The sequence below is a fragment of the Brevibacterium paucivorans genome, from assembly GCF_016907735.1.
GTDB lineage: Bacteria > Actinomycetota > Actinomycetes > Actinomycetales > Brevibacteriaceae > Brevibacterium > Brevibacterium paucivorans.
In genome coordinates this window covers 2,111,429-2,132,696 of sequence record NZ_JAFBCP010000001.1, presented here as the reverse complement: position 1 = coordinate 2,132,696, position 21,268 = coordinate 2,111,429, and the positions used below count along the sequence as shown (strand labels likewise).

Sequence of the window (21,268 nt, the reverse complement as noted above, 5' to 3'; positions counted from 1 at the left end):
TGAGATTGCGTTCAGCGCGACCGCCTTTAACGCACTTCTGCGATTTCTGGCCCGCGTTCAAACGGGTCGATGTCATCGTCAGATGAGTCTTCGGAGTCTGCGTCTGGCTCGAGGTTAGGCGGAGTGAGTTCAAGGAACTGTCCGGGTGGCATAGGGGCGTCACCGCGGACCACAATAATGCCACGGAACACTTCGACGAGCTCCTCGCGAACCTCTTCAGGCAAGCCGTCGGTCTTGGCAATAATTCCCATGAGGAACCAACGGGGTCCGTCAACACCCACGTATTCGTGGTTCTGCACCCCAACCTGATCTTCGTCAATTTTGTGTGGGATTGCCGCCGACAAGCCGTATCCCAGGTCGGTGAAAATTTCCTTCGCCGATCCCCCAGCCGCGGTGACACTGGCCGAAACTTGGCTACGCACCTGCGACCACAGGCCTTCAGTCTTAGGAGCGGCCATCGCCTGAACGCGCAACGCTCCACCCTTGTGGATGAGCGAAACAGCGAGGATCAACCCGCTTTCTTCTTGCGCTTCAAGCTGCACCTGCATTCCGTCAATGACGGGGATCCGCAGTGTCCCGAGGTCGATTCGGTTGGCTTCTCCAGCCTCCTCGGATTCGTCCCAGGGCCCGTTCTTTACACGGTCCCGAGGTGCTTCCTTCTGAGCTCCGTCGTCACTGTCATCGTCGTCGCTGTCAGCGGCGTCACCGGCTTCGTCTTCCACGAGCTCGTCTTCTGGCTCAATGTCAACGTCGTCTGCGTTGTCCTTGCGACCAAAAAAGCTCTTAAACAATCCCATTGTGTGTCTACTTTCCCGTTGATCCGAACCCAGCGTCTCCACGTTGGGTTTCGTCGAGTGAATCGACAATTTCGAAGTCTGCTTGCTCAACCTTCTGAATGACGAGTTGCGCGATTCGGTCGCCTGCCGAAATCTGCACGGGTTCGTGTGGGTCAAGGTTGATCAGCGCGACCTTGATTTCCCCCCGGTAGCCCGCGTCGATGGTGCCCGGAGCGTTGACGACCGTAAGACCGTGCTTGCTACTCAGTCCCGATCGCGGGTGAACCAGCCCCACGTACCCAATGGGGATGGCTAGCGCAATACCCGTGGGAACGGTCACGCGTTCAAAAGGTTGGACTGTCACATCGATGCATGCACGGAGGTCCGCACCGGCGTCCCCTGGATGACCATAAGTGGGGACCTGTGCGCTTTCATGAACGCGCATGAGTTGAATGGGTAAGGTTTCCACGCCTTGACTCTATCGACCTAGGAAACGTAAGAAAAGCCGAGTTGCAGAAGAAACATGTGAGCCATGGAAGAATAGCCCCTATGACTGCACCTTCTCCGCTTTATTCAGAACGCGTAACCCCATCCATCTGGTGGTGGGTTGTGGCACTCGTTCTTTCTGCGATGACGTCCCTCATGGTGATCCCACTGTCGTGGATCGCCGGAATCATCGTTCCGATCGTCGTTTTTATTGCGGTTGCGTTGACCTTGCGTTCGCTGATTCCACGAGTGACGGTGACCCAAGACGTGCTGTTTGCTGGCCCTGCTCACATTGAGCGCTCATTCATCACGGGCGCAACACCCATGACGGGCGAAGACGCGTTTCAGGCACGCGGTCAAGATCTTGACGCACGGGCTTTTTTGGTGACACGCCCGTGGGCTTCATCCCTTGTCAAAGTCGATATCGAAGATCCGAACGATCCCACGCCGTACTGGATTGTCTCGACGCACAACCCGGACGAACTCGCCCGGGTCCTCGCCCCACAAGGTTAAAGACGTACTTGTCAGCCTAGTCAGCGCAGTCCGTGCAGACTGGGCTACCTTCTTCTGATTCTTCAGACATCTGTGAACGGTGACGCACCAGAAAGCACTCAGTGCAGGTGAATTCGTCGTTCTGCTTGGGCAAAACACGCACCGACAGTTCTTCGTTGGAGAGGTCTGCGCCAGGAAGTTCGAACCCTTCGGCAGCTGCAGTTTCGTCCTCATCAACCTGACTTGCCTGCTGCTGATTGCGCTGGGCCTTCAGTTCCTCGATCGAATCGCTCGAAAGATCCTCATCCTGCTTACGCGGAACGTCGTAGTCGGTGGCCATGAACCCTAATCACACTCCTGTACAAGTGTCAGATGCGCACACGTTGATGCGCAATGTCTAAAGCATTTTGCATTCTCAGTGAGCTTTTGGCAAGAACACAAAAGCAACTGCGCATGTGATTTACCGCATAAGAGTAAACGGCAGATGAACTCACGTCAATATGTGTCGATTCGACCATAATTTGACAAACCGTCACCGCACGGAAGGTCATCGTCATGTACCTTGTTCACATAATGCTGTCTTAATCACGAACTGGCTCAGAAGGGAAAACGTATGAGCGAATTTACCGAAGAGGTCGAGCGCAAGGCCGATCTGTTACGTGAAAAGATTGTCGAGGCTCGCGAAAACGACAACGAATTCCTCGCCGAACAGCTCGTTGACGAACTCCGCAACATCGAACTGATCGCTCGCGATCACAACTTGGACACCTCGGAGATCCGACAGGTCATCGCCGCCGAAACCGGTCAGCTCCCCGTCGTCGAGGAAGAGTCCTAAGCCTTAGGGCATAACTGGTTTCTCTACTCTCCCCTTGCAACACTGACCCGACTGCGCCAAGGTACACCCGTCAACCGGGCCTTCAGGGGTAAGAGCCGGCTGGTGTGGTTCTTCCCCACGTACCTGGGCGGCTTTTTCTTCGAGCAAGTCCACAAGACCCATGACAAATGCAGGGTTGGTACCCACAGTCGCTGCGCGCTCATACGCCAAGCCCACACGTTCAGCGGTTTCAGCGGCTTCGACGTCCAGGTCATACTTCACTTCCATGTGGTCGGACACGAACCCAATGGGCGCCACGATCACTCCGGTGATGCCTTGTGAAGCAAGCTTCTCCATGCGGTCATTCACGTCCGGTTCAAGCCATGGGACGTGAGGCGGGCCCGACCGTGAGCAAAACACCAGTTCGTGCGGAAGCGAATCGTCGAGTTGCTGATCGATCGCGTTCATCAACTGCAGGTGCTGGTCTGCGTACCCAGCCGTTGCCACCTCGGACGCCTCTTGCATCGAGGTGGGAATCGAGTGGGTGACGTACAGAATGCGGTGCTTTTGCGGGTCGAGTTCGCCCACTTTCGCTTCAAAGTCTACGAGCGCGTGACGCATGATCTGCACCTGAGCGTTCACGAACCCCGGGTGGTTGTAGTACTGGCGCACTTTGTTGAAGGTCACGTCAATACCTTCGGCTTTCAGGGTGTCTACCGTTGCGCCAAAGTCTTCCCGGTACTGCCGGCAAGATGAGTAGGAAGAGTACGCCGAGGTGGTAATCGCCAGGAACTTCGTGGCACCTGTGCGTTGGTGGTGGGCACGGATGGTGTCCGTGAGGAACGGGTTCCAGTTGCGGTTGCCCCACAGGATTGGAGTGGTGATACCTCGACGTTCAAGCTCACCGTCGAGCTGCTGCAGGAGTGCAATGTTCTGTTCGTTGATGGGCGATACACCGTCGAACATGTAATAGTGTTCGCCCACTTCTTTGAGTCGCTCTTCGGGAATCCCGCGACCAGCTGTCACGTTCTTGAGGAACGGGAGAACGTCGTCGGGCCCTTCAGGGCCCCCGAAAGACATGAGAACTACTGCGTCGAATGGCGACAGGGGCGATTCAGTCATACAACCACTTTAACCCTGACTTCTGGACCCAGAGAATTTCGACTCGCCACGCCAAGATGACAGGGACAGACGCCTGGACGTGACACGCTTAGAAAGACTAAAAGGATGGTGTGTTGTGACTAAATTGTCGTTTCAGAGCATTGAAGAAGGCTCGCTCAAGCTCGTCGATGAGCAAGGCAACGAGTATTTCTTGCCTGCTACCGAAGACGTTTTCGCTGCGATCCGTCGAGTTCGCACACACGCTGTTACCGGCCACAGTTCGGGCCACGTGCGACCAAAGGTGATTCAGGCGATGATTCGTTCCGGCATGTCGGCCGAGGACGTCGCACACGACACCGGTGCCCCACTGACGCAGATCCAGCAGTACGAGGGCCCGGTTCTTGCGGAACGTCGCCACATCGCGTACACAGCCGGTCAGTGCCCGGTGTACTCCGAGTCCGGGTCCCGCCCGCTCAGCGAGGTTGTCACCGAACGCCTCGAGGCACGAGACATTGAGGATCAGTCATGGGACGCATGGCGCACCGACACCGGTGCGTGGCACGTTGAGCTACGTTACCCAGTGGGCGACACGACCTCGGTCGCAAGCTGGGAGTACCGCTCCGGTTCCGTCACCGCGCTCAACGAAGAAGCACGCTGGCTGTCGGACACCGGTCCATCTGACTCCGGCCCCATCCCGGACTACGGTTCGGTGTTTAATGTCGAAGCCGATCACACCCAGCGCGACACCCGCGACCCTCAGACCGAAACTGGTCGCATTCTCGAGAGCCTACGTCGTCGCAAGAACGAAACACAGCCGATTGTGCAGTCTGTTCCTGACGCTCCCGAATCCCAGCCGGACGGCGCTCACTCGGCGCTGTCGCGCCCGCAGGACGCACACGACGACGCCGTGATGGCCGCTCCGGCTCCTACTCAGGACGATGACCAGCCGTCGCTGTTGGACGAACCTGGGGTGTCTGACTACGCAGACGAACAGAACGACGAACAGCCCAAGAAGAAGGGACGTTCCTCGGTTCCCAGCTGGGACGAAATCATGTTCGGGAAGAAGGACTAGCGTCTACGTCCCACTACGGACGGCCATCTACGGCTTAGCAACGGCGCAACTCGCCCACGGCAATCACGCGGTCGCTAGGCCGGACCAGTGAGTGGTCGTGGGTCACCACGACCACTGCTTTGTCTTTGAGGACCTCCCGCAGATCGTCCATGAGCGATGTTGCGAGCTGTTCGTCTAGATGGGCGGTGGGTTCGTCCAGAATGATGACCTGTGCCCCTGCGAGGAGCGTTCTAGCTACGGCTAGTCGCTGACGTTGACCTCCCGAAAGGTACGCACCCGAGGCCCCGATCCGGGAGTCGACTTCAGCCAGTTCTTCCAAGCCCACACGGGCCAGAACCTCGCGAATCTCTTGATCCGTTGGGGCATTGTCCCGGTCGCGGGCAATCACCAGGTTGTTGCGTACCGTGGAGTCGAACACGTGTGACTCCTGCGGGCACCACGCAAACACCGACGACAGCTGTGTGGCTGTGAGTTCAACGGCGTCGCTGCCGTTGAGCGTGTACTTTCCGCGCACCGGATCAATGAAGCGCAACAGAACACTCACCAGCGTGGTCTTCCCCGATCCCGAACGCCCCGTCACCGTCGTCCACGACCCCGGGGTAATGGAGGCCGAGACGCCACTGAACACGTCCTCGGTCATTCCCGGCCAGCGGGCGGCCACATCGTCGAGCTCAGCCGAATCAAACTCAGCAATCGGTTCGCGAGCATCACGCAGTATCTCTCCACGTTCGTCCAGCGCCGGAACACGGGCCAGGCTGTGTTTAAGAGCAGGCCAGTTCTGAACGGCCGTCAGCGAATCGATGTAACAGTCGATGAGCGCAAGTGGCAACAGCACGGTCACTGCCAAAAGCTCCGGTGAAACCGCTCCGCTACCCACGGCTGTCGCCAAAAGTGGAAGCATGAGAACCGCGTTGAGTGTGGTGACCACTGTGACGACACCTTCGCCAACTCCGGCCGCCCACAGGACCCGAAGTTCGGCGCGCGACGCCCGCTGGTCAATTTCACGGATACGGTCGACCACCTCGGCGGCCCTGCCGTTGACCATGACGTCCTCACGTGCCCACAAGAACGCGCTGATCCGCGCCAACACTTGGGTGCGCGTGCTCAACCTGGCGGAACTCGCCTGACCGTCCACCACAAGCGTCACCGTGGGCGCGAGCACCAAACTCACCAACGCACACACAACAGTCAGCACGGCCGCCAACGGGTGGATGAGCGCCATCACCACGGTCGCCGTCACCGCGATCACAGCGGCGACGATCGGGGGTTGCACAACACGAGGGGCGCCGTCGCGAACATCGTCGACATCGGCGACAAGCCGGGTGAGTGCCAACTCTCCTCGGACCAGCGTGCGGTTCGCGGTACCGGCCCGCGCAAAGCCCAACCACACGCGTTCGCGCAAGTGCGTAAGCGACGTCAACATCGCGTCGTGGAGCAGCAACTGCTTGACGTAGGTGAACACCGACCGGGACAGTCCAAAGAACCGGACACCCACGATCGCCACCAGCAAATACATGATGGGCGGTTGGAACGACGCGTGGACAATGAGCCACGCGGACACTCCGGACAGGGCCGTCGCGGACGCCACGGCAGCCACCGCAAACAACGTGGACACGATGAACTTCGCGGACAGCACGTTCATGGCGTTCATGAGCCTGCGAAGGGCCGTGCGGGTGCTGATGTGGGATTCCCCCGCCGAGGTGGGCGCTGCTTTCGAGGTGCGTGCAGGCTGGGTTGGGAGCGGGGTTGCCTGGGCTTCCGCCGAGGCTGCGGTACCGTCTAAGCGCAGTTCATTGCCTAGTTTGATGAGTTCCGGGTCGTGGGTCGCAGCGATCACGGGGATCGATTGCGAGATGTTGAGGAGCTCCGTGCGGATCGTCTGCGCGGTCTGCGCGTCGAGGTGGGCGGTTGGCTCATCCACGATGAGCAGTTCCGCTCCTGCGTCAATCCGCATGAGAGCACGAGCAATAGCGAAGCGGCGCAACTCCCCCGGGCTCAGGGCCGACGGTGGCGTCAGCGGGTCGAGGTCCAATCCCACGCGCTGGAGGTAGGGCGTGAGCTCAGCGCCGTACAGCTGAGCCTCTTCTTCAAGAGTCTCTCCGCATGTGCGAGGTGCCTGACCCGCATACGCAATATTTTCGGGGACACCCACAACGTGCCCGCTCACGGTACACGTGTCGTTTGACCTCACAAGCCCAGCCAGCACACCCAGTAACGTCGATTTTCCAGTACCGGACCCACCTGTCACGGCTGTAAGACCTGAAAAGTCAGCTGACACTGGGGACAGCGCCGGCCGAGGTCGACCCGCGTAGGTGACGGACACCTCGGCGACGGCAAGGCCGCCAGGGCGGCCCTCAACTGGCGCATCAACGGGACGCGAAATGACGTCGTTGACCCGCTCATACGCAGCCATACCGTTCTCGGTTGCGTGGAAAGCCGCGCCCAACTGACGCAGAGGCAAAAAGCACTCAGGCGCGAGGATGAGCGCGAGCAGACCCGCTTCCAGGTCCAAACCGTCGTTTACCAGGCGAACGCCAATGAACACCGCGACGACTGCAACCGAAAGGGTCGCGATCAGTTCAAGGGCCAGGGCGGAAAGAAACGCCACACGCAAAGTCTGCAGTGTGGTGGTGCGGTAGGACTCGCTCATGGACTTCAGCGCCGCGGTCTGAGCGTACACTCGGCCCAGACCCACCAGCACCGGCAAGCCACGGGCAAGCTCCACCAGGTTGTTCGACAGCTGATCCAGCGACTGGGTCGCTTCACTCACACGCTCAAGCGTGTACTTGCCGATCAGGATCATGAAAAGTGGCACCAACGGGAGCGTCACGACGATCACAACGGCCGAGACCCAGTCTGCGAACAGGACTCGCACAATGATGATCGCCGGCACGCACATAGTGGTTAACAGTGCTGGCAAAACACGTACAAAATAGTCGTCCAGTTCGTCCAGCGTCCGTGTCACGCTCACCGACAGGGCGCCGTCAGACACTCCGGTGTCGCGGCCGGAACCCGCGGTCACCCGGGCTAACACACGTGAACGCAGCTCCGTTTTAAAGCCCACTGAGGCTCGCGCACCCACGGCCTTCGTCAGCCACACCGCCACACCGCGCACACATGCACCCAAACACCCCAAAACGAGCGCGAATGTAAACGGTTCATTGTGCATGAGCGCGACGACTCCCCGCGCACAGGATTCAGCAATGAGGACGAGGCCCACCGCTTTGAGAACCGCGACGAGCCCCAACCAAGCGAGCGCCCGGGCACCCTGAGGTGCTCCGAGCGCTATCGCTACGGGAGATTTACTCACGCTTTGATTCGAGCTGCCACCGGAATCTGGTGAGCTTCCGGAATGTGGTCAACGTGCAGACGCTTCGCCCACAGCGTGTACGAGAAGACCGTGTACGCCAGAACGATCGGCACGAAGATCACCGTCACCCACAGCATGACGCCCAACGTGTAGTTAGACGACGACGCGTTTGCGATGGTGAGCGAGAAGTCCGGGTTGATGGTGGACGGAAAGACATTGGGGAAGATCGAAGCGAATACACTCACGACTCCCGCGACCAGGAACAGTCCCTGGAAAATGAAACCGCCCTTTTCCGAACCGGCACGCAGGCGTACCCAGCTGATCGCAGCGAAAACTGCGGCGACCGCGATGATTGCCCAGCCCCACGCAGGACCGTGCATCACCTGAACGATGACTACCCACACGACGATCGGAAGCAAGAACACAGGGCCCCACTTCGCGGCTAGCGCGTGAGCGCGGTGGCGAATGTCGCCCTCGGTCTTGAGGCTGACAAACAGCAGTCCGTGCAGAATCGAGAAGCCGAGTACGCCCAGGCCACCGATGACGGCGTACAGCGTCACCCACGCGAATGGCCCACCAGTGTTGTCACCGTTTTCGTTGAGCGGCAGACCGGTCGTTGTCAGTGCGAGCATTGCACCCACACAGAAGGCTGCCAATGCTGAGCCTCCAGCCATAGCCCAGGTCCAGAAGTTACGCCACTGATCCGAATGACCTTTTCCGCGGTACTCGATCGACACGGCCCTGAGGATCAGTGCAACAAGTGCCAGCGTCAAAGGCAGGTACAACGCCGAGAACAGGGACGCGTACCACATGGGGAAGGCGGCGAACGTGGCACCACCAGCGGTGAGTAGCCACACTTCGTTACCGTCCCACACAGGACCAATTGAGTTGAGAAGAACGCGACGTTCCTTTTCGTTTTTCGCCAGTGTCTTCATGAGGACACCTACTCCCAGGTCGAAGCCTTCGAGGAAGAGGTACCCCAGCCACAGGACGGCGATGAGAATAAACCAGATAATCTGCAGAATTTCCATTGCCACTCCTTAGTAAGCGAACGACAGGACGTCGTCATTCTTCGCGTCGACGGTGGGCTTGTTGTTGCGGGTGTCTAGTTCTGGCATGGCAGACGCAACACCGCCACGGGTGTATTTGATGAGGAGCTTAAGCTCAACCACCATGAGCGCACCATACAGAAGCGTCAGGGTAATCAAACTGAACAAGAGTTCAGCTGCCGAGACTGACGGTGAAATCGCCGCAGCCGTGTAGAGAAACACACCGTCCACACCTGACGGGTCGGGGTTGGGGGCAACCACGAACGGCTGACGTCCCATTTCGGTGAACACCCAACCTGCGGTGTTCGCAATAAACGGAGCGAAGATCGACAGAACGGCGAGGGTGTTCAGCCACTTAGCCTGTGGCACTGTTCCCTTGCGAGTCAGCACCAGGGCCAGAGCGGCAAACGCAGCTGAGAGGACACCGAATCCAATCATCATGCGGAATCCCCAGTAAGTGACGATCATGAGTGGCTGGTAGTCCACTTCCGCACCCGAGTACTCCCCATACATATCGCCTTCGGGAAGAGTGGTTCCGTATTTCTCTTGATATTCCGGAAGCAAGGTGTTCACACCGGGTACGTCGCTGGTGAAGTCACCCTTTGCCAAGAAGGACAGCAAGCCAGGAATTTCAATAATCGGTTTAACAGAGTCACACGAGTTGAGGTCGGGCTTGCCCACGGTCAGGACAGAGAATTGTCCACCGTCGTGGCAGGCAGCCTCAGCAGAAGCCATCTTCATTGGTTGCTGTTCGTACATGAGCTTCGCTTGGAAGTCACCCGTAATAGCGACGAACACAAAAGCGATGATGGCGGTCCATGCACCCATGCGCAACGACTTGATCCACACTGAGTGGTCTTTTGCGTCACGGCCAGCAAGTTCAGGGGCGTCGCCAACGACCACATTGCCCTTGTCATCAACAGTGTCGATTCCGTCCTTGCGACGGCGCCACAGGTGGTACCACGCAATACCGAGGAGGAACCCACCACCAACAGCGACTGCACCTGCAAGGGTGTGAGCGTACGCCCACAGGGCCGTGTTGTTGGTCAAAACAGCCAGAACATCAACCATGACTGGGCGGCCATCGACCATTTCAACACCTACAGGGTGCTGCATCCACGAGTTGGCCACAATGATGAAGAAGGCCGACAACCACGATCCGATCACGGCGGCCCACAGAACGGTCAAGTGCAACGACTTTGAAAGACGCTTCCACCCGAAGATCCAAATTCCCAGGAATGTCGATTCAAGGAAGAATGCGATGAGTGCTTCCATCGCGAGAGGCGCACCGAAGACGTCCCCCACGAAACGCGAATATTCGCTCCACGCCATTCCGAACTGAAATTCTTGAACGATACCAGTAGCGACACCCATGATGAAGTTAATCAGGTAAAGCTTGCCCCAGAACTTTGTGGAGCGTAGCCACCGTTCATCACCGGTGCGGTAATACAAGGTCTGCATAATACCCACGAGCAGTCCAAGCCCGAGGGTGAGCGGGACCATCCAGAAGTGGTACACGGTGGTAATTCCAAATTGCCACCGTCCGATAAGTACCGGGTCCACGTCGCCTCCTCAAAAGTGCACACCACGTGCGCAACAGTGCGGTTAATCCTTCACAATTTTAACGATTTTCACAGGATTGCAGGGCCGGTTAGACACATTCGAAATGGTTGGTCTCATTCTTCGGCTAGGGGTAGTTACCCCAGTCACGCTGGAGGTTTCGATGGCAATTGTGAGCGTGATCTACGCGTCGATACGCTCAGCATCCAGGGACGCGGCGCCCGAGACAATGAACTGTTTGCGGGGAGCCACTTCGGAGCCCATCAGAAGGTTGAACGTGGAGTCAGCGTGAGCGATGTCGTCCATTGTCACGCGTCGCAGCATGCGATGTTCTGGATCCATGGTGGTTTCCGCAAGCTGATCCGCGTCCATCTCGCCCAGACCCTTGTAGCGTTGCGGGGTCTTGTAGTTCTTCTTCTGACGGTCCAACCGCGCAAGCGTCTTGTGCAGTTCGGCTTCCGAATACGTGTAGATCACGTCGTTTGCTTTACCCCGGTTGACGACCTCAATGCGGTGAAGGGGTGGAACAGCGGCAAACACCCGACCTGCCTCGACAAGAGGACGCATATAGCGGAAAAACAGAGTCAGGAGCAGTGTACGGATGTGCGCACCATCAACGTCGGCATCGGTCATGATGATGACCTTTCCGTAGCGTGCCTGCTCGAGATCAAAACTGCGCCCCGAACCCGCGCCGATGACCTGTGTGAGGGCGGCGCATTCGGCGTTGGCGAGCATGTCGGCAACAGAAGCCTTTTGCACGTTGAGAATCTTTCCACGAATGGGGAAAAGCGCCTGCATTTCCGAGTTTCGCGCCGCTTTAGCGGTTCCCATCGCCGAATCACCTTCGACAATGAAAAGCTCGGTCTCTTCGACGTCTGACTTCCTGCAGTCATAGAGCTTGGCAGGTAGAGACGAACTTTCCAACGCTGTCTTGCGACGCTGGTTCTCGCGGTGTGTACGCGCCGAAATGCGCGATTTCATTTCCGCAACCACTTTTTCCAACAGGGTGTTCACCTGGGATTTAGTAGTGCGGTTCGAAGACTCAAGAACAGAGGTCAGCTCTTTTTCAACCGCGCGCGAAACGATTCCTCTAACAGGAGGCGTTCCCAAGACTTCTTTTGTCTGGCCCTCAAACTGAGGTTCGGCCAGTGCAACTGTCACCACCGCGGTGAGACCGGCGAGAATGTCATCTTTCTCAAGTTTGTCCTTGCCCACCTTGAGGCGACGAGCGTTGCTTTCCACCGCTTTGCGGACCGTTTTCACGATCCCCTGTTCAAACCCGGAGACGTGCGTTCCGCCCTTAGGGGTGGCAATGATGTTAACGAACGACTTCAGCATGGTGTCGTAACCGTTTCCCCAGCGCAACGCGACATCGACCGTGATGTCGCGCTCCACCTCCTGCGACTCCATGTGCCCTGAGGAGTTAAGAACTGGGACCGTCTCTTTAAACGAGGACTGTGTAGTGAAACGCCACGTGTCCGTCACCGCTGCGTCATGTGCCAAGTGGTCGACGAACGCCGAGATCCCACCGTCGAACTGGAACTCTTCAACGCGGTGAGGAATAGGTGCCCCGGTCTCGTCGACGGCCACTCCCCTATTGTCGACAAGCGTGATCTTAAGCCCCGGGACCAAAAACGCGGTTTGGCGGGCACGGTCCACGAGGTGGTCGTAGTTGAACTTAGCGTCGGTAATGAAGATTTGAGGGTCGGCCCAGTAGCGAATCTTGGTACCCGTGACGCCTCGTTTCGCCTTGCCGACGACCTCCAGCTTGGACTCTTTTTTAAATGGGGTGAAGTCGTTATCCGGGTGTGGCTCATTCTTATCCGTAAACGTTCCAGGTGCTCCCCGCTGAAAGGACATGCGGTATACCTTGGAGGACCGCGTCACTTCGATGTCCAAGCGACTCGAAAGGGCGTTCACCACTGACGCACCCACACCGTGGAGGCCACCCACTGCGGAGTACGAGCCTCCACCGAACTTTCCGCCTGCGTGAAGCTTGGTCATGACGAGTTCAACACCAGTGAGCCCTGTGCGTGGCTCGATGTCGACGGGAATTCCACGTCCGTTATCTTCGACGGTGACCGATCCGTCTTCGTGAAGGGTCACCGTGATGTTTTCGCCGTGACCGCCCAACGCCTCGTCCACAGCGTTGTCGATAATCTCCCACAGACAGTGCATGAGGCCCCGCGAGTCGGTAGACCCGATATACATTCCGGGACGCTTACGAACCGCCTCGAGACCTTCGAGGACCTGCAGTTGCCGTGCTCCGTAATCCGATGTTGCCACCGTCCTAGTCTAGGCCGACGCCGGTGCAAAACTTTGGATTCACGGGGCTTGTGTCGAGTAGACTGATGGGTGTGAGACACGCAATAGCGCTATACGCGTGTGCAGTATTGGTCCTTCTGGGTGGCTGTGGGAGCACCCAGACAGCACAGCCCCGCACCACGGTTGAACCCGAACCTATTACAAACGAACACAACCCCGGGGACACCTCGGCCCCGGAAACTCCTCAAAGCAAACCTGGCGAGTCCCTTGACGGGCTGGTCATCGCCCTGGATCCCGGCCACAACGGTGGCAATGCTTCGCACCTTTCCCGCATCAACAAGAAGGTTCCCGACGGCCGAGGCGGGAAAAAGGCGTGCAACACCACGGGCACAGCGACCGACAATGGGTTTCCCGAACACCAATTCAACTGGAACGTCGCAACGAAGGTGCGCGACGAACTCGAGAAACGTGGGGCGCGCGTCATCATGTCGCGCGATTCCAATGACGGGGTCGGGCCGTGTGTGGATGAACGCGGGAAGTTCGCTGACGACGCCGACTTCATGGTCAGCATTCACGCCAATGGATCGGAGAATCGGTCGATTCGCGGATTTGGCGTGATTGTGGCGCCGGGTGACAACCTCGAGAAATCCACAAAACTAGGCGAAGCGATTGTTCAAGGATTCACGGACAACAAATTCCCCATCAACCGCGCAGGCTACGGTAAGGAGGGTTTAGTGGAGCGCACCGATCTCGCTGGTTTGAACCACGCATCCGTCCCAGCTGTCATCGTCGAATGTGGTGAAATGCGCAATCCGGACGAAGCCAAACGTATGCAGGAGGACCCGGAGGCATATGCGAAAGCGTTAGTCGACGGCATCGACACATATGCTTCCTATGCAACAATGGGGCTGTGACTGACAACAAGCCTGTAACCCCATGCTGGATTGAGCTGAGCTCTCCAAACGTTGAAGAATCCCAGTCGTTCTATTCCGCTGTTTTTGGGTGGGATTTTGACGGGGTAGGTCCCATGGGGATCGGAACGCGGGCCGTTGTGAACGGCTCGTCCGTTGCAGGTATCAGTCAGCAACCCGCCGAGGCGCCCGAAGGTCAGCCTGGGTTCTGGTCTTTGTATTTCCATGTCGCGGATTTCGAGGGGTTCTTGCAAAACATCGCCGAAAACAAGGGACAGGCGTTGATGGCGATCCCCAACTTCGACGGTGACGCCTCGGTGGCCCTCGTTGCCGACTCAGCACAGACCGGCTTTGGCGTTTTGTCGTATGGCGACGACCGTGGATTCGCCCTCACCGATGCGGTCGGTGCGCCGGCGTGGTTTGAACTTCACACCACTGATACCGGTGTCGCAGACTTCTACACCACCGTCTTCGGATGGGAGACTCAAGCGAACGAGGACGACTACACCACCTTCTCCACTGGTGGATCCCCCGTTGCAGGAATGGTCGATATCTCAGACCTCTCAATTCCTGCGCACTGGAAGATCTACGTTCGCGTCAACGACGTCGATGAAACTTTGGAGCGCGCGCAAGAACACGGAGGCGCTGTTTTATCACAGCCCGTCGACACCCACTTGGGCCGCGTCGCGCAGATCATTGACTGCCACAACGCGGCCATCGCGATTGTGAGCGCAACTCGCTGAGTTGCGCACTGCCCTTGATGGGCCTCGGTATTAGTCGAGGTAGTCGCGCAGCACCTGGGAGCGGGACGGGTGGCGGAGTTTAGCCATCGTCTTCGATTCGATCTGGCGGATACGTTCGCGGGTCACGCCGTACACCTTGCCGATCTCGTCGAGCGTCTTGGGTTGCCCGTCGTTGAGTCCGAAACGCATCGAAACGACTCCAGCTTCGCGCTCTGACAAGGTGTCGAGAACCGAGTGGAGCTGTTCCTGAAGCAGGGTGAAGCTGACCGAGTCAGCAGGCACAACGGCTTCGGAGTCCTCAATGAGGTCACCAAATTCGCTGTCACCATCTTCACCAAGCGGGGTGTGTAGCGAGATCGGTTCACGTCCGTACTTCTGAACTTCGACAACACGTTCGGGGGTCATGTCGAGTTCCTTAGCAAGTTCTTCTGGCGTGGGTTCGCGACCCAAGTCTTGAAGCATCTGGCGCTGCACACGTGCGAGCTTGTTGATGACTTCCACCATGTGAACCGGGATACGAATGGTACGTGCCTGGTCGGCCATAGCGCGGGTAATCGCCTGGCGGATCCACCAGGTTGCGTACGTGGAGAACTTAAAGCCCTTGGTGTAGTCGAACTTTTCAACCGCACGAATCAGACCCAAGTTACCTTCCTGGATCAAGTCCAGGAACAGCATTCCACGACCCGTGTAGCGCTTTGCAAGCGATACCACGAGTCGAAGGTTAGCTTCGAGCAGGTGGTTCTTGGCAATACGACCGTCGTGGATAATCCACTTGTAGTCACGAAGATCGCGCGCTTCGGTAACCTTGCCTTCTTCGACAAGGTGCTCAGCATACATTCCGGCTTCAATACGCTTTGCCAAGTCGACTTCCTCGGCGGCGTTAAGGAGTGCGACCTTACCGATCTGCTTGAGGTAGTCCTTAACTGGGTCAGCGGTTGCACCGGCAGTCGCAACCTGCTGTGCAGGCTGATCCTCGTCGTCGGTGTCGGACACCACGAAGCCACCGGCTTCTTTAATCTGAGCGTCCTTCTCCTCTTCTTGGGAGTTACGCGTTTCCGTCGATTCGTCAGTCGTAGCGAGATCTTCGACGTCGTCGGTTTCGACCTTGTCGGTCTCGACCTCTTCAGCGTCCTGAGCCTTCTTTCGGGTCGAGGTCTTTGCCGCTGCTTCTTTTGCCGCAGTTGCTTTGGCCGCGCGCTTCGCAGTAGCTGCCGACTTGGCTGCCGTGGTGGATTTCTTGGTAGTTGCAGTGCTCTTCTTCGCGGTCGAACCGGTCGACTTCTTGGCAGTGCTGGTGCTCTTTTTCGCTGTGGAAGTTTTTGCAGTCGTAGCAGTCTTTTTAGCCGTGGTGGCGGTCTTCTTGGTGCCGGTAGTCTTCGAAGCTGTTGACTTAGATGTCGATGTCGCCTTCTTCTTTGCAGTGGTAGAGGCTTTAGATGTTGTCGCCTTCTTCTTTGCAGTAGTTGAGGCTTGCTTCTCGTTATCGACAGCTGGCACGAAGTCACCTTTCACCTAAGTTGCCACATGGGCAGTACTAAGACCCAAGTCAAATCCTCGCGGATACAACTGGGTCAACACCCAATTTTCGCACGATATTCCCGGCAAGTGAAATTAACGCGTCCACACAGCGGTGATCCCCCGCTCTACAAACGCTTCGACAGTGCCAGCAAAGCTATTGGCCGAGTCGACAGCGAGCGCCGACCGTGCGAAATGATGAGCGTACGAGTTGTGCCCGGCGACCCATTCGAACCACGCGATCACGCCTAGGAGTTCACTAAAGTACTCGTCAGCAGCGTGGACTGCGACGAGTTTGAGGTACATAAGAACGGAATACGTGTATGGCATGTGCGGCCTTATCGCGTCCATTCCAGCAAGGTACTGTTCAATGTCCCCTTCTAAGATTTCCAAGATTGTTTCCAGAAATTCTTCTGGACTCAAGTTCCCCACCACATCGGGTCTAAAGCTGGGGTGCCGCGCAGAAAACACAGTGATGAGAGCGTCTCGGCCTACACCGTTGTCGCTCAACGTCTCGATAGCTCGGACTGCTCCTGCGCTCACGTGGATACTGTCCCAATCGGGCGGGGTGTTTTCTGAAAGAGCGAAGGAACAAAGCTCACTTGCATCACTGATAAGCGCTTCGAGGTCGCTCCGTTTGTCACCTACGCAGCTCTCGAGTTGCGCACGCACACGTTTCCTGACGCGTGGGAGTGCTGACAGCGGTGGCAGATTTGTGGTGGTTTCTACGTTCGAAACGGGTGCACACATTTCTGGGTCTAGAACCCAGCCACATTTGTTGCGGCCTGTCCACACAGGAGGAATAGATCTCACTCCGACTTTTGAGAGTTCGCGTTGAATCCCAGTCCATGCGTGAACAAGAGCGTGAACATCGGAGCTCCTGAGTTCTTCTCCTGTGTGCCCTAGAGCTTGAGCGACTTCGTCGCACGAAAACACAGGGAAGACCACTTCGCACGGCTCGAAACGAAGAACCACCTGCGCTATTTGTTGAGCGACGTCGGCACTGAATCTACGGACAGCTTCCATATCGAAATTGACGCGTACGCTTCCGCCCAGAGCCCCTGGACCTTCCACGTTGCGCTTTAGAACAAAAACAAGCGAATCGGGCGGGACGTGTCCCATGGCCATGTTGACGAGACGAACAATATCGACGGGTGTACTGATGTTTATTGTTTCCATGACTTCACTTTCATGCTCATCTACTCCACCGGAAACCCACTCGTTTCAGCCTGTGGATATAGCCGTTTTCTCCACAACGAGAAGCCACTGCAACACTCTCCGTGTACACACGAACGGTTCCCGCATTCCACCTCTGTGACCGGGGACAACAACTACACTTGGCCCATATGGGACGGAAACGGGCACGCGACACCAGCGTCGAGGTCGAGATATCCACAGGAATTGCACGCAAGGAAACCATTCCAGATGAACCCAACTCGTGGATTCTCTACGTCAACTCAGTACCCAGTTCGTCGATCACGACGGACGATCCGAATCGCTTAGACTTCCCATACCTCCACTGGATGGCAACCACAATTGATCAGGTTTTCCCGCCCGGCACCTCGGTCAGAGCAGTCCACATTGGAGCAGCCGGATGTTCCCTAGCCCGCCGGTTGCACGCCACTCACCCACGGTCCCGGCAAACAGCCATCGACATCGACGCTCTTCTCATGGACTACGTACGCCAGTGGTTTGACCTTCCCCGCTCCCCCGCACTTGCGCTCCGGGTGGGTGACGGGGCACGCGAGATCCAAACGTTCGCACCGGAAAGCCTCGACATCGTGGTCCGTGACGCGTTCGACGGAGACGCAACTCCACAGGCACTCACGACTGATGCCTACTTTGCCCACACCGCCTCGGCCCTTCAACCACAAGGACTGGCGCTATTCAATATCGCAGGAACCCCAGCGCACGCGCGACAAGAAATCCAGGCGCTTGCCACCCACTTCGCACACGTGTACGTCGTCAACGCGACCGGGCGGACGCGGGGGCAGCGCGCGAACGTCGTAGTAGTGGCCTCAGCGAGCACCATCAACGCAACTGGCCTTGCTGCCGCATTGCGAACTGGGTTCGCTCCGGCCACCGTTACCAAAGCATGACTTAACTCACGGCGCACGAACCAAAATTCACATGGAATTCGACGCCAAGGTCGTTCGGTTCCGGCATAATTGAATGCCGGAAAGGTACAGGGTGAACGATTTGAACGAAATTTCCATCGAGCAGCAACACGTCGATGCGGTCTACACGAGGCTAGACGAACTCCGTACCGAAACCACCCAGAAACTTCAGAGTGTACGGCTCACACACGTGGGAAATCACCACCAGAACAGGTCTGAACGCGATGCGTTTGCCACGGTGTACGAAGATCAGCTCATTCGCCTCAACAGTGCCGAAGAAGGACTGTGCTTTGGGCGCATCGACGACCGCGACGGCACCACCACGTATATCGGGCGGATCGGAATCAGCGATCAGGACCGGTCGCAGCTGCTCATGGACTGGCGGGCCCCGGCCAGTGAACCGTTTTATCGCGCGACTGCCGCGCAACCAGAAAACCTGGTGCTCAGGCGTCACCTCACCACGCGCGGGCGTGAAGTTGTGGGCATCGAAGACGATGTTCTGAACTTGAACGACTTGGACTCTAACAAGCGTAAGCACCTGCGTGGCGAAGGCGCCCTGATCGCCTCGCTCGATGCCCACCGCACGGGCCGGATGTCGAACATCGTCGAAACGATTCAGGCAGAACAGGACGCGATTATTCGTAAACCACTTTCGGGCGTTGTCGTCGTCCAGGGTGGACCTGGAACAGGAAAGACCGCTGTTGCGCTCCACCGCGCCGCGTTCCTCCTATATAAACACCGCACGACCATAGCTCAGTCGGGTGTTCTTATCGTTGGGCCGTCTCCTGTGTTCCTTAAGTACATCGAGAAGGTCTTGCCCAGCTTGGGTGAGACAGGCGCCGTTCTGTTAACCCCGGGCCAACTGTTCCCCGGGGTCGATACGACGCTACGGGACTCTTCTGCCACATCGGCGGTGAAGGGTGACCTCCGCATGGTGAAGGTGCTGTCGCGTGCTGTGCGGAACTACCAGCGAATCCCCGCTTCAGACATCGAGTTGAGCGTGGGATTGCGGCGCGTCACGCTCACTCGAGACATGGTGAAGACCGCACGCGAACGAGCACGCCGGTCCGGGTACACACACAACCGCGCGCGCGAAGTTTTTGCAACAACGTTGATGAATGCTTTGGCACAGCGGATCGTGGATAACGGCGAGGGCGGTGCGTCGCAGGACCAGATTGCGGAAATCGTCGATGATGTGCGCCGCTCACGCGACGCTCGTGTTGCGATCAACTCGCACTGGTTGCCGTTGACTCCCCGAGGTGTTCTGGACGCTCTGTTTTCCAAGCCGCACAAGTTGGTGGCGGCTGCCGACAAGGTGCTGACGTTTGAAGAGATGGCGCGTCTGCGTCGTCCTGCGGGCTCAGACATTACGGTCGAGGACGTCCCTCTTCTGGACGAGCTGGCCGAACTATTAGGAGCCGCCCCCGGTCAGGCACATGCACAGAACCACGAGGTCGAATACGCCGAACGTGTCCTCGAGATGACGGGAACGGGTGACCTTATTTCTGCCGAGCAGTTGGCGCAACGGTACACGGACACAGGCGCGTCTCAGACCTTGGCGGAGCGGGCCAGCGAGGATCGCGAATGGACGTATGGGCACCTCATCGTCGATGAGGCACAAGAGCTCAGCCCCATGCAGTTGCGCCTGTTGTTTAACCGAGTGCCGTCCAAGTCTGCCACGCTTGTGGGTGACCTGGCTCAGGCTTCAATTGTGGACTCAGAGCGCACATGGAACACCATGCTGTCACCGCACGTCGATTCCTTTGACGCTCAAGAGCTCACGGTTTCATACCGCACCCCGGGGCGCATCATGTCGATTGCGAACCAGCTTCTCAGTGACCACTTCCCCACGCTGGCCGTCCCCACCCCAGTGAGGGAAGGCACTCACGATCCCGAGGTCGTTCGGACTGCCTCGGTTTCTGAGTCCGTGGCTCGGTTGGCTTCAGTGCTGACTGACCGGGAATTGGGTGGAACGTGCGCGATCATCACAGCCGCCGAACACCGCGAGATCCTTGAAGCAATGCTTACGGAGACGGGGCTTGACTACGGTATGGGCCCTGCGGGGATCGACCGCACAGTCGCTGTTCTCACGCCGTTCGGAGCAAAGGGTCTGGAGTTCGACAACGTCGTGATTTTTGAGCCTGCGTTCATTGCACATTCGCAGAAAGGCGTGGGTGAGCTGTATGTTGCGCTGACACGTGCAACGTCACGTCTCACTGTTGTCACGTCGAATGAGTCGGTGCTCGACTCGTACATGTGATCGAAAAACTGTGTCAGTGCCTCCTGTCACGATCGTGTACACAACACACAACAGGAGGAAAAATGTACGCACAACTCATTCAATCGTTCAGCCCACATATACCCCACGTTCCATCCCTGTCAGCTCCCGTGCGCAGAGCGCACTGGGATAAGTTTTGGACGGGTCCTCGCCCTGCGATTCTCAATGGAGCCAGCGAGGTCATCAGCCGTTGGACTCTCTTTAACTTGGGTTCGCACATCCACGATCCTGAATCGGCACTCAATTTCTATGCCGGTGTGAGCATGTGGGCAGCCGGGAACGCGCCCAGGTCCGTCTACCGGGCATGCAAACCGCTCGAAACCGAAGATTTTGCTCTACGTCTTTACGACGCGATTACGAGGACCCGCGAATGTGAACCGGAAGATGCGTACCTGGCATGGAGCACCGATCTGCGGATCCCGTTCGTGGGACCGTCGCATTTCACGAAGCTCATGTACTTTTCGCGACGCAACCCCTTGTACGAAAGCGAGAACATGCCGCTGATTCTCGACGGTCGAACTGCTCGAGCTTTGAACATGAAGCAAAGGTCAGCGTGGACTGCCTCAACGTATGGAACCTATCTGCGTACTCTGTCCGAGATCGCTGACGAGTGGGGTCCGAGCGCAACAGCAGAGGACGTGGAATGTCAGCTCACAGCGCAGGGAATCCGGGCGGTTACGCGCAAGCCTCAGCTTGCGCAAGCAGCGTAGAGGTTTACCGCGAGTGACCTGCAGGAATATAAGAAGGCCACTGGTGGCGTCGGCTTCCCCTCCGAAGCC

The 21,268-nt window shown here is 57.7% G+C and carries 18 protein-coding genes; 8 read left to right on the top strand and 10 right to left on the bottom strand.

All coding sequences use genetic code 11. The features are described 5' to 3' along the window. Positions 1–26: 26 nt before the first annotated feature. Entirely contained in the window at positions 27–797 is a 771-nt protein-coding gene (locus JOE56_RS09855) for a DUF3710 domain-containing protein (protein WP_204515833.1), read from the bottom strand. Positions 798–804: 7 nt separating this feature from the next. Next, complete coding sequence (gene dut, locus JOE56_RS09850; protein WP_293847569.1) at positions 805–1,245, bottom strand: dUTP diphosphatase; 441 nt, start codon at positions 1,243–1,245, stop codon at positions 805–807. 80 nt (positions 1,246–1,325) lie between these two features. On the opposite strand from dut, the gene JOE56_RS09845 reads away from it, so the two are divergent. Further along, positions 1,326–1,775: a DUF3093 domain-containing protein gene (locus tag JOE56_RS09845; RefSeq protein WP_102238222.1), complete on the top strand. Its 450-nt coding sequence runs from the start codon at positions 1,326–1,328 to the stop codon at positions 1,773–1,775. A 16-nt stretch (positions 1,776–1,791) separates the two neighbouring features. Here the strand turns inward: JOE56_RS09845 and JOE56_RS09840 are convergent, their stop codons facing one another. Continuing rightward, on the bottom strand, positions 1,792–2,094 hold the full coding sequence (locus tag JOE56_RS09840) for a DUF4193 domain-containing protein (RefSeq protein WP_102238223.1): 303 nt from the start codon (positions 2,092–2,094) through the stop codon (positions 1,792–1,794). 273 nt (positions 2,095–2,367) lie between these two features. Between JOE56_RS09840 and JOE56_RS09835 the strand changes: the two genes are divergently transcribed. Beyond that, positions 2,368–2,589, top strand: a complete 222-nt coding sequence (locus JOE56_RS09835) for a hypothetical protein (protein WP_102238224.1) — start codon at positions 2,368–2,370, stop codon at positions 2,587–2,589. 3 nt (positions 2,590–2,592) lie between these two features. On the opposite strand, the gene JOE56_RS09830 is transcribed toward JOE56_RS09835, so the two are convergent. Beyond that, complete coding sequence (locus JOE56_RS09830; protein ID WP_204515832.1) at positions 2,593–3,690, bottom strand: ferrochelatase; 1,098 nt, start codon at positions 3,688–3,690, stop codon at positions 2,593–2,595. Between the two features lie 115 nt (positions 3,691–3,805). On the opposite strand from JOE56_RS09830, the gene sepH reads away from it, so the two are divergent. Then, a complete protein-coding gene (gene sepH, locus JOE56_RS09825) occupies positions 3,806–4,741 on the top strand; it encodes a septation protein SepH (protein ID WP_204515831.1) in 936 nt (311 codons plus the stop codon). A gap of 34 nt (positions 4,742–4,775) precedes the next feature. On the opposite strand, the gene cydC is transcribed toward sepH, so the two are convergent. The 4 genes from cydC to JOE56_RS09805 form a co-directional block, all read right to left on the bottom strand. Next, entirely contained in the window at positions 4,776–8,051 is a 3,276-nt protein-coding gene (gene cydC / locus JOE56_RS09820; protein WP_204515830.1) for a thiol reductant ABC exporter subunit CydC, read from the bottom strand. Continuing rightward, positions 8,048–9,082, bottom strand: coding sequence for a cytochrome d ubiquinol oxidase subunit II (cydB, locus tag JOE56_RS09815; RefSeq protein ID WP_204515829.1), 1,035 nt, complete (start codon positions 9,080–9,082; stop codon positions 8,048–8,050). The genes cydC and cydB overlap by 4 nt, the downstream gene beginning before the upstream one ends. Before the next feature lie 9 nt (positions 9,083–9,091). Then, complete coding sequence (locus JOE56_RS09810) at positions 9,092–10,663, bottom strand: cytochrome ubiquinol oxidase subunit I (RefSeq protein ID WP_204515828.1); 1,572 nt, start codon at positions 10,661–10,663, stop codon at positions 9,092–9,094. Positions 10,664–10,843: 180 nt separating this feature from the next. Beyond that, positions 10,844–12,946: a DNA gyrase subunit B gene (locus tag JOE56_RS09805; protein ID WP_204515827.1), complete on the bottom strand. Its 2,103-nt coding sequence runs from the start codon at positions 12,944–12,946 to the stop codon at positions 10,844–10,846. Between the two features lie 65 nt (positions 12,947–13,011). Here JOE56_RS09805 and JOE56_RS09800 point away from each other — a divergent pair, with 65 nt between their 5' ends. Further along, positions 13,012–13,839 carry an N-acetylmuramoyl-L-alanine amidase gene (locus JOE56_RS09800; protein WP_204515826.1) on the top strand — a complete coding sequence of 276 codons (828 nt, stop codon included), beginning with the start codon at positions 13,012–13,014 and terminating at the stop codon, positions 13,837–13,839. Beyond that, a complete protein-coding gene (locus JOE56_RS11670; RefSeq protein ID WP_204515825.1) occupies positions 13,836–14,579 on the top strand; it encodes a VOC family protein in 744 nt (247 codons plus the stop codon). Before JOE56_RS09800 ends, JOE56_RS11670 begins: the two co-directional genes overlap by 4 nt. A 30-nt stretch (positions 14,580–14,609) precedes the next feature. On the opposite strand, the gene JOE56_RS09790 is transcribed toward JOE56_RS11670, so the two are convergent. Beyond that, complete coding sequence (locus JOE56_RS09790; RefSeq protein ID WP_338028661.1) at positions 14,610–16,076, bottom strand: RNA polymerase sigma factor; 1,467 nt, start codon at positions 16,074–16,076, stop codon at positions 14,610–14,612. Positions 16,077–16,190: 114 nt separating this feature from the next. Continuing rightward, a complete protein-coding gene (locus JOE56_RS11345; RefSeq protein ID WP_239530426.1) occupies positions 16,191–16,637 on the bottom strand; it encodes a hypothetical protein in 447 nt (148 codons plus the stop codon). Positions 16,638–17,440: 803 nt separating this feature from the next. On the opposite strand from JOE56_RS11345, the gene JOE56_RS09780 reads away from it, so the two are divergent. From JOE56_RS09780 to JOE56_RS09770, 3 genes are all read left to right on the top strand, one after another. After that, complete coding sequence (locus tag JOE56_RS09780; protein WP_204515822.1) at positions 17,441–18,193, top strand: spermidine synthase; 753 nt, start codon at positions 17,441–17,443, stop codon at positions 18,191–18,193. Positions 18,194–18,284: 91 nt separating this feature from the next. Continuing rightward, positions 18,285–20,471, top strand: a complete 2,187-nt coding sequence (locus JOE56_RS09775; RefSeq protein ID WP_338028660.1) for a HelD family protein — start codon at positions 18,285–18,287, stop codon at positions 20,469–20,471. 62 nt (positions 20,472–20,533) lie between these two features. Continuing rightward, complete coding sequence (locus JOE56_RS09770; protein ID WP_204515820.1) at positions 20,534–21,199, top strand: 8-oxoguanine DNA glycosylase OGG fold protein; 666 nt, start codon at positions 20,534–20,536, stop codon at positions 21,197–21,199. Positions 21,200–21,268: the final 69 nt, after the last annotated feature.

Excerpts from the sequence above, each read along its gene's own strand:
- JOE56_RS09855 (WP_204515833.1), bottom strand. The coding sequence starts at position 797 with ATGGGATTGTTTAAGAGCTTTTTTGGTCGCAAGGACAACGCAGACGAC.
- JOE56_RS09780 (WP_204515822.1), top strand. The coding sequence starts at position 17,441 with ATGGGACGGAAACGGGCACGCGACACCAGCGTCGAGGTCGAGATATCC.
- JOE56_RS09770 (WP_204515820.1), top strand. The coding sequence starts at position 20,534 with ATGTACGCACAACTCATTCAATCGTTCAGCCCACATATACCCCACGTT.
- JOE56_RS09840 (WP_102238223.1), bottom strand. The coding sequence starts at position 2,094 with ATGGCCACCGACTACGACGTTCCGCGTAAGCAGGATGAGGATCTTTCG.
- JOE56_RS09835 (WP_102238224.1), top strand. The coding sequence starts at position 2,368 with ATGAGCGAATTTACCGAAGAGGTCGAGCGCAAGGCCGATCTGTTACGT.
- JOE56_RS09830 (WP_204515832.1), bottom strand. The coding sequence starts at position 3,690 with ATGACTGAATCGCCCCTGTCGCCATTCGACGCAGTAGTTCTCATGTCT.
- JOE56_RS09800 (WP_204515826.1), top strand. The coding sequence starts at position 13,012 with ATGGGTGTGAGACACGCAATAGCGCTATACGCGTGTGCAGTATTGGTC.
- JOE56_RS09845 (WP_102238222.1), top strand. The coding sequence starts at position 1,326 with ATGACTGCACCTTCTCCGCTTTATTCAGAACGCGTAACCCCATCCATC.
- cydB (WP_204515829.1), bottom strand. The coding sequence starts at position 9,082 with ATGGAAATTCTGCAGATTATCTGGTTTATTCTCATCGCCGTCCTGTGG.